The sequence below is a fragment of the Streptomyces sp. So13.3 genome, assembly GCF_005860785.2.
Classification (GTDB): Bacteria; Actinomycetota; Actinomycetes; order Streptomycetales; family Streptomycetaceae; genus Actinacidiphila; species Actinacidiphila fildesensis.
Genome location: NZ_CP048835.1, coordinates 5067521 through 5080387 on the forward strand (window position 1 = coordinate 5067521; position 12867 = coordinate 5080387).

Annotated in this window: 9 protein-coding genes and 1 pseudogene; 9 read left to right on the forward strand and 1 reads right to left on the reverse strand. The window is 71.4% G+C overall.

Features of this window, described 5'->3' with window-relative positions:
- Positions 1-90: 90 nt before the first annotated feature.
- The 9 genes and pseudogenes from C8250_RS22795 to C8250_RS22835 all read left to right on the forward strand — a co-directional run bounded on the left by C8250_RS22795 (position 91) and on the right by C8250_RS22835 (position 10945).
- A pseudogene (locus tag C8250_RS22795) lies at positions 91-1031 on the forward strand (NTP transferase domain-containing protein).
- Positions 1028-2566, forward strand: coding sequence for a molybdopterin molybdotransferase MoeA (locus C8250_RS22800; protein ID WP_232484883.1), 1539 nt, complete (start codon positions 1028-1030; stop codon positions 2564-2566). Before C8250_RS22795 ends, C8250_RS22800 begins: the two are co-directional and overlap by 4 nt.
- Positions 2567-2841: 275 nt before the next feature.
- Entirely contained in the window at positions 2842-3846 is a 1005-nt protein-coding gene (locus C8250_RS22805) for a potassium channel family protein (protein WP_138351344.1), read from the forward strand.
- 10 nt (positions 3847-3856) lie between these two features.
- Positions 3857-4813 (forward strand): NAD(P)H-quinone oxidoreductase, encoded by a 957-nt coding sequence (locus tag C8250_RS22810; RefSeq protein WP_138351231.1) that lies wholly within the window; start codon positions 3857-3859, stop codon positions 4811-4813.
- A gap of 202 nt (positions 4814-5015) precedes the next feature.
- Positions 5016-5804, forward strand: a complete 789-nt coding sequence (locus tag C8250_RS22815; RefSeq protein WP_187144951.1) for a hypothetical protein — start codon at positions 5016-5018, stop codon at positions 5802-5804.
- A 145-nt stretch (positions 5805-5949) separates the two neighbouring features.
- Positions 5950-6645 (forward strand): PadR family transcriptional regulator, encoded by a 696-nt coding sequence (locus C8250_RS22820; protein WP_138351232.1) that lies wholly within the window; start codon positions 5950-5952, stop codon positions 6643-6645.
- Positions 6646-6706: 61 nt separating this feature from the next.
- Positions 6707-7444, forward strand: coding sequence for an ABC transporter ATP-binding protein (locus C8250_RS22825; protein WP_138351233.1), 738 nt, complete (start codon positions 6707-6709; stop codon positions 7442-7444).
- Positions 7441-10293 (forward strand): FtsX-like permease family protein, encoded by a 2853-nt coding sequence (locus C8250_RS22830; protein WP_138351234.1) that lies wholly within the window; start codon positions 7441-7443, stop codon positions 10291-10293. Before C8250_RS22825 ends, C8250_RS22830 begins: the two co-directional genes overlap by 4 nt.
- A 106-nt stretch (positions 10294-10399) precedes the next feature.
- On the forward strand, positions 10400-10945 hold the full coding sequence (locus C8250_RS22835) for a bacterial proteasome activator family protein (RefSeq protein WP_138351235.1): 546 nt from the start codon (positions 10400-10402) through the stop codon (positions 10943-10945).
- 136 nt (positions 10946-11081) lie between these two features.
- Here C8250_RS22835 and C8250_RS22840 read toward each other — a convergent pair whose 3' ends face one another.
- A complete protein-coding gene (locus C8250_RS22840; protein WP_138351236.1) occupies positions 11082-12809 on the reverse strand; it encodes a protein kinase in 1728 nt (575 codons plus the stop codon).
- Between the last annotated feature and the right edge of the window lie 58 nt (positions 12810-12867).

The window sequence follows — 12867 nt, forward strand, 5'->3', positions numbered from 1 at the left end:
CGGGCCAGGGCCCCGGCAGCGCCAGGGTCCGGCGGGCCGGGCAGCGCCGTGCGGGACCGCAGGACCCGGCCTCACGGCATACTGCGCGGTATGAGTGCACATGACGCCGTGGTGCTGGCGGGCGGCGCCGCCAGGCGCCTGGGCGGGGCGGACAAGCCGGGACTGGAGGTCGCGGGGCGGCCGCTGCTCGACCGGGTGCTGGAGGCCTGCGAGGGCGCCGTCGACACGGTGGTCGTCGGTCCGCGCAGGCCCACCCGGCGGCCGGTGCTGTGGGCCCGGGAGGATCCGCCGGGCGGCGGACCGCTGCCCGCCCTCGCCGCCGGTCTGGCGCGGGCCGGTTCCGACACGGTGCTGGTGTTCGCCGCCGACATGCCGTTCCTGACGCGGACGGCGGCGGACGCCCTGCGGGAGTCGCTGGGGCGGGAGGCGGACGCGGACGGCGTCGTGCTGACCGATCCGTCCGGCCGGGACCAGCCGCTGGCCGCGGCCTACCGTACGGAGGCGCTGCGCCGGGGGCTGGCGCTGATCGCCACCGAGCACGGCACGCTCGCCGGGCTGCCGCTGCGCCTGCTCACCGAGGAGCTGCGGCTGCACCGGCTGCCGGACCCCTCGGGCTCGGATTCCTTCGACTGCGACACCTGGGACGATGTCGCCGCCGCACGGGCGCGACTGGAACAGGGGTGAGCCTGCGCGGCGATGTGCCCCGCATCGGGGACGATGGGCCTGTGTTGGATGAATGGATCGCCGCAGCCAAGGCCGAACTGGGGATCGAGCTCGAGGTCGACACCGAAGTCCTCCTCGACCTCGCCCGTGATGCCGCGCATGGTGTCGCCCGCCCCGCCGCACCGCTGACCACCTTTCTGGTCGGCTACGCCGCCGCCCAGTCCGGCGGCGGCCCCGAGGAAGTGCGCAACGCTGCCCGCAAGGCGGCCGAACTTGCCGAACGCTGGTCCGCGGAGGCCGCCAGGGCCGGCGAGGCCGCCGGGAACAGCGATCCCGGGCCTTCCGAGGCAGGGAAGCCGGCCGGATGACCGGCCGGACGACAGGGCCCGCGGACCAGGAGGCGGCCGCCCTCAACGCGATGGGCGAGGCACTGCTGCTCGCCAACGAGGGCCGGACCGCCAACGCGTACGCGACCGGTGGACCGGCCGGGCCTGGCTCCCTCGGCCTGGGCGGCAGCGCCGACGGCGGGACGGGCCGAAGCGCCACCCCCAACCCGGACCCCCATCCCGGACCCAGCCTCGATCCGCTCGCCATCGCGGGGCTCGACACCGGCAGCGCGCAAGCCTCCGAACCCGAACCGGCACACGAACCCGAACCCGCAGGCGAACCTGAACCGGCACACGAAACCGAGCCTCCGTCCCGACACCGGCAGCACGACCTCACCTGGCCCGAGGCCCGCAGGGCCGCGCGCGCCGCGGGCCGGCGGCTGCCCGCCGTCAGCCGGCCGCTCGCCGGAGCGCTCGGTCACGCGCTCGCCGCCCCGCTCACCGCGCTGACGGATCTGCCGTCCTTCGACACGTCGGCAATGGACGGCTGGGCCGTAGCGGGCCCCGGCCCGTGGATGCTGGAGACCCGGCAGCTCCTCGCCGGCCAGCGGCCCGGAGTGGCGCTGCTCGACGGCCACGCCATCGCGATCGCGACCGGCGCGGCCCTCCCGCCCGGTGCCACCGCGATCATCCGGCACGAGCACGGCCGCACCGAAAGGCGCACCGACGGCGGGCTGCTGCACGCCACCCATGGCGCGCCCACCCCCGGCCAGGACGTACGCCCGCGCGCCCAGGAGTGCCGAGGGGGAGAGGAACTGCTCTCCCCCGGCGTCGTCGTCACCCCTGCGGTGCTCGGTCTCGCGGCGGCCGCCGGGTATGACGAGCTGCGCGTCATCACCCGCCCCCGGGTGGAGGTGCTGGTCCTCGGCGATGAACTGCTCGACCACGGACTCCCCCACGCCGGATTCGTCCGGGACGCCCTCGGCCCGATGCTGGCGCCGTGGCTGGAGGCGCTCGGCGCCGAGGTGACCGGTACCCGGCGCGTCGTCGACGAGGTCGACGCCCTCATGAGCGCGATCGGCGAGACCACCGCCGACCTGCTGATCACCACAGGCGGAACGGCGGCCGGTCCGGTCGACCACGTCCACCCCGTCCTGCACACGCTGGGCGCGAAACTGCTCGTCGACGGGGTCGCCGTGCGCCCCGGCCACCCCATGCTGCTGGCCGAACTCCCCGGGGGCGGACACCTCGTGGGGCTGCCGGGCAATCCGCTGGCCGCGGTCTCCGGCGTCATCACCCTCGTCGCTCCCCTGCTGCGCACGCTCGCGGGCCGTCCGGTCCCGGCCCCGTACACCGCGGAGCTCACCGCGGCTGTGCCCGGCCATCCGACCGACACCCGCCTGGTGCCGGTGGTCTTCGACGACGAATCGGCCGTCGTCCCGCTGCACTTCCACGGCCCCGCCATGCTGCGCGGCCTGGCCACCGCCGACGGGCTGGCGGTCATTCCGCCCGGCGGCGCGGCGGCCGGTCAGGAGACGGCCGTGCTCGACCTGGCATGGGGGACCGCCGGTTGCTGATGCCGGTTCCGAAGCCGGGAGGGCAACGCGACCGATGCGAGCCACCGGAGCCGAGAACCACGAGAACCACGAGAGCGACGAGGTGAAGTCCGTTGAAACTGCCGCGCCACGACGCTGCCGCGGGCCGGGCGGACAGCGGCGCCGACGACCACCACAGCAACGACCACCACAGCAATGACCACAGCAACGACCACCCCAATGACCATGCCGGGAGCGGCCACCGCGGCAGCCATCCCGCCGACCACGACAGCCCGGGCAGCCTCGCCTACAAGGTGATGTTCCCCCGGCAGGCCATCGGCCCGCTGCTCCAGGTGTCCCGCCGGCTGGCGATGGCGCTGCTCGTGCTGCTCGCCACGGTCCTCATCGTCTATCTGGACCGCGGCGGGTACCACGACAACTCCGACGACGCCGTCTCGTTCCTCGACTCGCTCTACTACGCGACGGTCACGCTCTCGACGACCGGCTACGGCGACATCGTCCCGTACAGCGTCAGCGCGCGGCTGTGCAATGTCTTCCTGGTGACGCCGCTGCGCGTCCTCTTCCTGATCATCCTGGTCGGCACCACCCTCGAAGTGCTCACCGAGCGCACCCGCGAGCAATGGCGGCTCAAACGCTGGAGGTCCACCTTGCGCGACCACATCGTCATCGTCGGATACGGCACCAAGGGCCGGTCCGCCGCGCAGACGCTGCTCGGCCGCGGGATCCCGGTCGAGAAGATCGTGATCGTCGACCCCAGCCCCAAGGTGATCCAGGCGGCCACCGCCGAGGGCTTCGTCGGGGTGGTGGGCGACGCGACGCGCAATGACGTGCTGCTGCGCGCCGAGGCCGAGCGCGCCAAGGAGATCGTGATCGCGGCGCAGCGCGACGACACCGCCGTGCTGGTCACCCTGACCGCGCGGCAGCTCAACAAGCGGGCGAACATCGTCGCTTCGGTGCGCGAGGAGGAGAACGCGCCGCTGCTGCGCCAGTCGGGTGCCAACGCGGTGATCACGAGCTCCAGTGCCGCCGGCCGGCTGCTGGGCCTGTCGATGCTCAGCCCGAGCGTCGGACAGGTGATGGACGACCTGATCACGTACGGCAGCGGTCTCGATCTCATCGAGCGTCCGGTCACCAAGGCCGAGGTGGGCAAGGCGCCGCGGGACGTGTCCGATCTGGTCGTCTCCGTCAAGCGCGGCCACCGGCTGCTGGGCTTCGACGATCCGGAAGCGGCCACGCTGCAGTTCGCCGACCGCCTTATCGCCATTCACCGAGCGGGTCCCGATCTGCCGTCCGGAGGGTAGCCTCGCGCTCATGTATGCGATCACCATCCCCGAAGCCGGCGGACCCGAGGCGCTCGTCTGGGCCGAGGTCGCGGACCCCGAACCCGCCGCGGGTGAGGTCCTGGTCGAGGTCGTGGCCAGCGCCGTCAACCGTGCCGATCTGCTGCAACGCCAGGGTTTCTACGATCCGCCGCCCGGCTCGTCCCCCTACCCGGGCCTGGAGTGTTCCGGCCGGATCTCCGCGCTCGGCCCCGGTGTGTCAGGCTGGGCGGTCGGCGACGAGGTGTGCGCGCTGGTGACGGGCGGCGGCTACGCGCAGAAGGTCGTCGTGCCGGTCGGTCAGCTGCTGCCGGTGCCCAAGGGGGTCGATCTGGTGTCGGCCGCCGCACTGCCCGAGGTCGTCTGCACGGTCTGGTCCAACGTGTTCATGGTCGGGCACCTGCGCCCCGGCGAAACGCTGCTGGTCCACGGCGGTTCGAGCGGTATCGGCACCATGGCGATCCAGCTCGCGAAGGCGGTCGGCGCCAAGGTCGCGGTGACGGCCGGCAGCGCGGAGAAGCTGGAGGCCTGCCGGAAGCTGGGCGCGGACATCCTGGTCAACTACCGCGAGCAGGACTTCACGGAGCTGGTCAGGGCGGACGTGATCCTCGACATCATGGGCGCGAAGTACCTCGAGCGGAACGTCGACGCGCTGGCGGTCAACGGCCGGCTCGTCATCATCGGTCTGCAGGGCGGCGTCAAGGGCGAGCTGAACCTCGCCACGATGCTGGTCAAGCGGGTGGCGGTCGTGGCGACCTCGCTGCGCGGCCGCCCGCTGGGTGAGAAGGCCGCGATCGTGGCGGCGGTGCGCGAACACGTCTGGCCGCTGCTGGAGGCCGGTACGGTGCGGCCGGTCGTCGACCGTACGATCCCGATCACCGACGCCGCCGAGGCCCACCGAGTGGTGGAAGCCAGCGCGCACATCGGCAAGGTCGTCCTGACGCTCTGAGATCGTCCTGGCCTGACGGTCCTGGGGTCCCTGACGGTCCTGGGGTCCTGACGGTCCTGACGGTCCGGCTGCGTGGCCGCGTGGCTGCGTAGCCCCCGTAATCGTCGTGAGAATCCTCGACGCCCGCCCAAGATGCCGCAATTGGCACTTTATGTGAGGCTTGTCCCACATATGAAGTCGGCGGCTGAGAGGGGCGGGCGTCTTGCGTTCGGCATCCGGTGGGCGAGTGGCGGCGGCGGCCGTACTGACCGGAGCGCTTCTGCTCCTGCCGGTGGCGCCCGGGTGGGCGGCGCAGGGCCGCGCGACGGCGTCGGCAGGGGTCGTGTTCGCGGTGCCGCCGCCCGCAACGCCCCGGATGCCGGAGCTGCCGAAGCTGCCCGAACTACCGAAGCTGCCGGCACTGCCCAAGCCTCCCGTGCCGCCCATGCCGCCCCTCCCCGGGATACCCGCGCCTCCCGTGACACCGGAGCAGCCGCCGCGACCGGGCAAGCCCCCGGCGCCGCCGAAGCCGACAACACCCGGACCGGCGACGCCGAAGCCCAGTACACCGAAGCCCGTCACGCCCAAGCCGGCCACGACGAAACCGCCCACGGCGAAGCCCTCGCCGACGAAGCACGCCGGCAAGAAGAAGGGCTCGTGGCACAAGGGATGGGCGCACGGGATGTCGGCCCAGGACAGCGCGGAGGACGCCGCGTCCGACGAGGACCTGAGCGCAGCGGAATACGGTGCTCCGGATTCGGTTCAGCCGGAGGGTTCTGATGGCGCCGAGGCGTACGAGCTCCCGATGCAGCAGCCGTCCGCCGCGGTCGTCGTCCCGGTTCCGGCGCTGCCGAAGGCGCCCGCTCCGGCAGGTCCGAGCGTTGCTCCCACCGTCAGCGACGATGCCGGGGGTCCCGTCGGCCGCGCGGTGAGCGTGCTGCCGCTCGGCGCGGGGATGGCCCTGGTCGGACTGGGCCTCGGCTTCCTGGGTCTGCGCCTCCGCAGAAGCTGATCCGTCAGCGGCCTCGGTCCCGGTTCGCGGCCACCTGACCCCTGTTCGCGCCCCTGTTCACGCCTCCGTTCGCGCCTCCGTCCCCGGCTCACCCTCCTCCGCCCGACCTTGCTCTCTGTGACCATACTCGGTATACATACTCAGTATGTCGATCCGTCATGGCCTCCTGGCCCTCCTCGATCGCGGTCCCCGCTACGGGTTCCAGCTGCGTACCGAGTTCGAGTCCCGTACCGGTTCCACCTGGCCGCTGAACGTCGGCCAGGTCTACACGACCCTTGGACGGCTGGAGCGCGACGGCCTGGTCGTGCCGGCGGGGGAGGACGACGGCGGCCACGCGCTGTATGCCATCACCGATGAGGGACGCAGCGAACTGCGCACCTGGTTCTCCACACCTGTGGACCGGGCGAATCCACCCCGCAACGAGCTGGCGATCAAGCTGGCGATGGCCGTGGGCTCGTCCGACATAGACATCCGTGCCGTCATCCAGGCGCAGCGGCACCACACCCTCCAGGCCCTGCAGGACTACACCCGGCTGAAGGCCCAGGCGCTCGTCGCGCTGGAGCAGGACCAGAACCGTGACGACGTCGCGTGGCTGCTCGTCATCGAGCAGCTGATCTTCCAGGCGGAGGCCGAGGCCCGCTGGCTGGACCACGCGGAGACCCGGCTCGTACGGCTGGCCGACGCGGTCGCCGCCGACAAAGGCGGCGTGAACGACGCGAAGCCGACCCCGAACCCGAACCCGAACCAGGCTCCGAACCCGAACCAGGCTCCGAAGCAGGAAGCCGCGCACGACAAGGGACTGCGTGCCGCCCTGGCGCGTTCGAGGCCCGGCCGGCGCTGACCCGTACGTCGCGATAACCGTTCCGACCTGACCACAGACCTGATCACAGGGGGATCAACCCATGTCTGCCCAAGAGCATCAGCCCGTCCTGCAGTTGCAGGAGCTGACCCGAGTTCATGGCAGCGGCACCACGGAAGTGCACGCGCTGCGCGGCATCGACCTGTCCGTCTTCCCCGGTGAACTCGTCGCCGTCATGGGCCCGTCCGGCTCCGGCAAGTCCACACTGCTGACCATCGCGGGCGGACTCGACCTCCCCACCTCGGGCCGGGTGCTCGTCGAGGGTACCGATCTCACCACCGCGAACCGTAAGCAGATGGCCGCGCTGCGCCGCCGCAGCATCGGCTACGTCTTCCAGGACTACAACCTCATACCGGCGCTGACCGCCGTCGAGAACGTCGCCCTGCCCCGTGAGCTCGACGGCACCTCCGCCCGCAAGGCCCGCCGTGAGGCGCTGGCTTCGCTGCAGGAGATGGACCTCGACCACCTCGCCGACCGCTTCCCGGACGAGATGTCCGGCGGTCAGCAGCAGCGGGTGGCCATCGCCCGCGCGCTGGTCGGCGACCGCCGGCTGGTGCTGGCCGACGAGCCGACGGGTGCGCTGGACTCCGAGACCGGCGAGTCGGTACTCGCGCTGCTGCGGGCCCGCTGTGACGCGGGTGCGGCCGGCGTCCTGGTCACCCATGAGCCGCGGTTCGCGGCCTGGGCGGACCGGGTGGTCTTCCTGCGGGACGGTTCCGTCGTCGACACGACGCTGCGCTCGAACGCCGAGTCGCTGCTCACCGGCGGTGTGGCTCAGTGAACGGCTGGCTCAATTCCTGGCGTGCCGCGGTGCGGATCGCGCGGCGTGACGCCTGGCGCTTCAAGGGACGCAGCATCCTCGTCCTGGCCATGATCGCGTTGCCGATCCTGGGCGTGAGCGCCGCTGACATCACCATCCGCAGCTCGCAGTTGACCGCAGAACAGTCGCTGACCCGCGACCTCGGTGCAGCCGACGCCGTGCTCTCCGACGCCGCGTACGACGGTCTGCCGATCTACCAGTCCCCGGACGGCAGGAACAAGTCGCTGGTCAACGACAACGCCTCGGGGCAGATGATCCCGGGCGGCAACGGTCCCGGCGTCAACATCCCGGCCGTCATCCCCGCCGGGGCGAAGACGCTGAAGGACTCCGTCGGCACGGGCAAGGTCCACACGAAGTACGGCCTGCTGGACGTCGACATCCGTGAACTGAAGGCCTCCGACCCGATGGCCGCCGGGATCATGGAGCTGGACCGCGGTCACTTCCCGGACGCGCCGGACGAGGTCATGGCGACCAACGCGTTCCTCAAGACGAGCGGCCTCCACGTCGGCTCGTCGGTCTCCGCCCGCGACCTGGCCACCAAGTACAAGATCGTCGGCGCCTACGACCTGCCAGGAGAGCTGAAGACGGCGCAGATCAACGCCCTGCCGGACGCCTTCCTGGCGCCGCTGGCCAAGGCCCTCAAGGCGGCCGGACGCGATGGGCCGGGCATCACATCCAAGTACTTCGTGGCCGTGGACGGTGGTTTCACGTGGAACATGGTGAAGGAGGTCAACGCCAAGAGCGTTGTCGCCCACTCCCGCGCGGTGTCGCTCGACCCGCCGGCCGATTCCGAGGTGCCGCTGTTCGTCAAGTACCCGGACTGGAACCAGAACTACGGCGGCAGCACCGCTGAGAAGGCCGCGCTGCTCGCCGTGGGCGCGACGATCGTCGGCCTGGCGATGCTGGAGATCTGCCTGCTCGCAGGACCGGCCTTCGCGGTCGGCGCCCGCCGCTCGCGCCGCCAGCTCGGGCTGGTCGGGGCCAACGGCGGCGACCGCCGCCACATCCGCGCGATCGTGCTGTCCGGCGGCCTGGTGATCGGTGTGGTCGCCGCCGTCGTCGGCACGGTGCTCGGTCTCGCGCTGACCTTCGCCCTCCGTGAGCCGCTGGAGCAGTACACCGGTGCGCGCTTCGGCGGTATCTCGGTGCATCCGCTCGAACTCCTCGGCATCGGGCTGCTCGCGATTCTCACCGGACTGCTGGCCGCCATCGTCCCGGCGGTCGTCGCGTCCCGGCAGAGCGTGCTGGCGGCGCTGACCGGTCGGCGCGGCGTCCGGCACGCCAACCGGGTGCTGCCGGTGCTCGGCCTCGCCGCCGTCTGTCTCGGCGTCGGTATCGCGGTCTTCGGCTCGATGAAGACCGACAACGTGCTCGCGGTCGGCGGCGGCTCCGCCATCGCCGAACTCGGCATCGTCGCGCTGACCCCAACCCTGGTCGGGCTCTTCGGACGGCTCGGCGGCTGGCTGCCGCTCTCCCCGCGGCTCGCCCTGCGGGACGCGGTGCGCAACCGGGGTCGTACGGCCCCGGCCGTCGCCGCCGTCCTCGCGGCCGTCGCGGGCACGGTCGCGGTGGCGACGTACACCGCCAGCAGCGACCTGGAGAGTCGCAACGGGTACGAGGCGCGGGCGCCCTACGGTGTCGCGTCGATCAGCATCGAACGGGAGCAGGGCCGTGACCTGGACGCGGTCCGGGCGGCCGTCGAGAAGCGCTTCCCGGTCTCGTCCCGCGCGGATGTCTCACGGGTGGTCGTCGGCAAGAAGACCTGCTCGATGTACAGCAGCAGCCCCGGCTGCGGCCGGGCGGAGATGGTCCTGCCCCCGGCGAACGCCTGCCCCACGGACGGGCCGGACACCGACAAGAAGTTCAGCGTGGCCGAGCGCCGCAAGCTGTCGAAGGACTGGCGCTGCGAACGTACCTACCACAGCAGTGCCATCAGCACGGATTCCGAGGTGCTGATAGGTGACGCCGGGCTGCTCCACGCGCTCGGCATCAAGGACCCGGGCGCCGAGCAGGCGCTCGCGGCCGGCCACACGGTGCTCTTCGACAAGCACTACGTCGAGAAGAACCGGCTCACCTTCCGGATCATCGAGGACTCCTCGAAGCCGATCGCCGAAGGCCAGGAGGCCACCGGACCGCTGAAGTCGTTCCCCACGTACGTCGCCCAGGACGGCACGGAGTCCTACGGCGTCCGCGCCATCATGACGCCCGCCACGGCCAAGGCCGCCGGACTGCAGACCCTTCCCTTCGGTTCGTACTTCGTGAACGAGAACGCGCCCAGCAGCAAGGAGCAGCAGGCGCTGGAGGACGATCTCTCCAAGCTGGGTGCCGATCCGAACCTGTATGTCGAGGAGGGCTATGTCAGCGACAACAACGTCATCCTGCTGGCGCTGACCGTCTTCGCCGGCCTGGTCACCATCGGCGCCGCGGGCATCGCCACCGGTCTGGCCCAGGCGGACGCCGAGCCCGACCTGAAGACCCTGGCGGCGATCGGCGCCGATCCCCGGGTGCGGCGGACCCTGTCCGGCTTCCAGTGCGGGGTGGTGGCCGTGATGGGCGTGATCCTCGGCTCGGCCGCGGGCGTCCTGCCCGCGATCGGGCTGCGCAAGGCCGAGGAACGTCAGCAGCTGAAGTTCTACCAGGAGGCGATGGACCGGGGCTGGGGCGGCATGGGCGGTGTTCCGCACGTCCCGATCGTCATTCCCTGGTCGACCCTGGCGGCCCTGATCGTCGCCGTCCCGCTGGGCGCGGCGCTGCTGGCGGCCCTGGTCACCCGGTCCCGCACCTCGCTGTCCCGCCGCGAGGCGTCGTAGCGGGGAACACCGCCTGACCAGCCGAACGTGTGCCCTCTGACGTGGTGGATCAGCCGCATCAGGGGGCACACCTTCAGGAGAACGCAGTGTGCGAGAGAATGGCGGCATGGAGATGCCGATGAACGAACGGTCGCAGGAGAGCCCGCAGGTCCTGATCGTGGGACCGGACGGAATGGCGCTCGGCGGCACCCCTGGCGGCGGCGAGGAATCGCGCGAGGTCCCGGTGACAGACATGGTGGAACAGCCGGCGAAGGTCATGCGTATCGGCAGCATGATCAAGCAGCTTCTGGAAGAAGTGCGGCAGGCGCCGCTCGACGAGGCGAGCCGCGTTCGTCTCAAGGAGATCCACGCCAGTTCCGTCAAGGAACTGGAGGACGGTCTCGCGCCCGAGCTGGTGGAGGAGCTGGAACGGCTCTCGCTGCCTTTCAACGACGACTCGATCCCGACCGAGGCCGAGCTGCGCATCGCCCAGGCGCAGCTGGTGGGCTGGCTGGAGGGCCTCTTCCACGGCATCCAGACGGCGCTGTTCGCCCAGCAGATGGCAGCCAGGGCTCAGCTGGAGCAGATGCGCCGTGCCCTCCCGCCGGGCGTGGGCGGGCACGAGGAGGACGAGGGCGGCCACCCGGGCGCCCGCTCCGGCCCGTACCTCTAGGAACCCGAACCTCGAGGAACCCGTGCCTCCGGGAACCCGTACCTCTAGGAACCCGGGAATCACCGACAGGTAACCGCGGAGGGCCCGGCACACATCATGTGTGCCGGGCCCTCCGCGTACTGCCGCTACGGCCGGATCAGCTGGCGCCCTTGCCGGTGGAGACCCAGATGGTGATCTTGCTGGCGTCGTTCTTCCACGTGACGTTGTAGTCGGCCAGCGCCTTGGGCGTCTGGTCGACGACGGCGCCCTTGCCCCACTGCTGCTCGTTCGTGTACTTCACCGTGTACTTCCAGCCGGCGGCCTTCAGGCAGGCCTCGACGGAGTCCCGGTACTTGGTGTTGAACTGCGGGAACAGGACCATGTTCGGGTCCGTGTTGGTGAAGCCCTGGGTGGCCCCGGTGCACGCCGACGACTCCAGCGTCCGGGTCTTGTCGCCTTCGACGACTCCGCCGGGGTTCGCGGTCGACGGCGAGGTCCCGCCGCTGGAGGCACCCGGCGCGTACTGGCTGGAGGACGTGGACGGGGAGGCGGTGTCGTTGCCCTTGCCGGCGGTGTCGTCCGAGCCGCCCCCCTTCATCTTGACGATCAGGCCGACGATCAGGCAGACGGCGACCACCGCCACCGCGGCGCCGATCAGGACGGTCCGGCTCGACCGGCCGCCGCCGTTGCCCCCGCCACCGGGTCCGCCGGAGACCGTGCCGGGCTGCATCGGGTACCCGGCCGTCGGAGCCGGCGTCCGGTACTGCGGCGCCTGCTGCTGGACCTGCTGCGGGTAGCCGTAAGCGGCCGGGGTCGCGGGCGCCGGGGTGCTCGGGCCGTAGGCGCTGTGCTGCGGCGAAGGCGTCTGGTACGGGCTGTGGACGTTCGGCGGCGGGGTGTGCAGCGCGCCCTGGGCGGGCGGGAAGACCGTCGCGGAGACGCCCTCGCCGCGGCCGCGGGCGTGCGGGCCCTCGCCGATGATCAGCGGGGTGGCGCCGGCCTGCGTCGAGGCGCCGACCCGCTCCAGCTCGTCGTGCATCGCGTCCGCGGTCGGGAAGCGCTCCGCCGGGTTCTTCTTCAGGGCCCGCGCGATCAGCGCGTCGATGCCGGGGGTGATCGCCCGGTTGAACTGGGACGGTGCGGGCGGGATCTCCTGCACGTGCTGGTACGCCATGCCCAGCGGCGAGTCCGACTCGAAGGGGATCCGGCCGGTCGTCAGCTCGAAGAGCATGCAGCCGACGGAGTACAGGTCGGACCGCTCGTCGACGCCGCGGCCCAGCGCCTGCTCGGGCGACAGGTACTGCGGGGTGCCGACGACCATGCCGGTCTGCGTCATCGACGTCACGCCGGACTGCATGGCCCGGGCGATGCCGAAGTCCATGACCTTGACCACGCCACGCTTGGTCACCATCACGTTGCCGGGCTTGATGTCGCGGTGCACCAGGCCCATCTCGTGACTGACCGCGAGGGCCGCCAGCACATCGCCGGTGATCTTCAGTGCCTTCTCGGCCGGCATCGCGCCGTACTGCGCGATGTCCTCGGCCAGCACCACGTTGAGCGGCTTGCCCTCGACGTACTCCATGACGATGTACGGGACCATCGCGCCGTCGAGGGTGTCCTCGCCGGAGTCGAAGACCGAGACGATGTTGGTGTGGTTCAGTTTGGCCACAGCTTGCGCCTCGCGGCGGAACCGCTCACGGAAGGACTGTTCGTTCCCCAGGCTCGTGTGCAGTGTCTTGACGGCGACCGGGCGGTCCAGCACCGTGTCGTGTCCCAGGTGCACCGATGCCATGCCGCCCTCGCCGAGGAGATCGCGCAGCACATAGCGACCGCCTCCGACCGAGCGACCCGCGTAATCGGTCTGCGCGCCGTCCCCGCTGCTCATCTGTACCGCTTCCCCCTAGAGAGGGCCCATCGGCCCGCCGGCTTGCCCGCCAAGTCTG

Excerpts from the sequence above, each read along its gene's own strand:
- C8250_RS22800 (WP_232484883.1), top strand. The coding sequence starts at position 1,028 with ATGACCGGCCGGACGACAGGGCCCGCGGACCAGGAGGCGGCCGCCCTC.
- C8250_RS22805 (WP_138351344.1), top strand. The coding sequence starts at position 2,842 with ATGTTCCCCCGGCAGGCCATCGGCCCGCTGCTCCAGGTGTCCCGCCGG.
- C8250_RS22810 (WP_138351231.1), top strand. The coding sequence starts at position 3,857 with ATGTATGCGATCACCATCCCCGAAGCCGGCGGACCCGAGGCGCTCGTC.
- C8250_RS22820 (WP_138351232.1), top strand. The coding sequence starts at position 5,950 with ATGTCGATCCGTCATGGCCTCCTGGCCCTCCTCGATCGCGGTCCCCGC.
- C8250_RS22825 (WP_138351233.1), top strand. The coding sequence starts at position 6,707 with ATGTCTGCCCAAGAGCATCAGCCCGTCCTGCAGTTGCAGGAGCTGACC.
- C8250_RS22835 (WP_138351235.1), top strand. The coding sequence starts at position 10,400 with ATGGAGATGCCGATGAACGAACGGTCGCAGGAGAGCCCGCAGGTCCTG.
- C8250_RS22840 (WP_138351236.1), bottom strand. The coding sequence starts at position 12,809 with ATGAGCAGCGGGGACGGCGCGCAGACCGATTACGCGGGTCGCTCGGTC.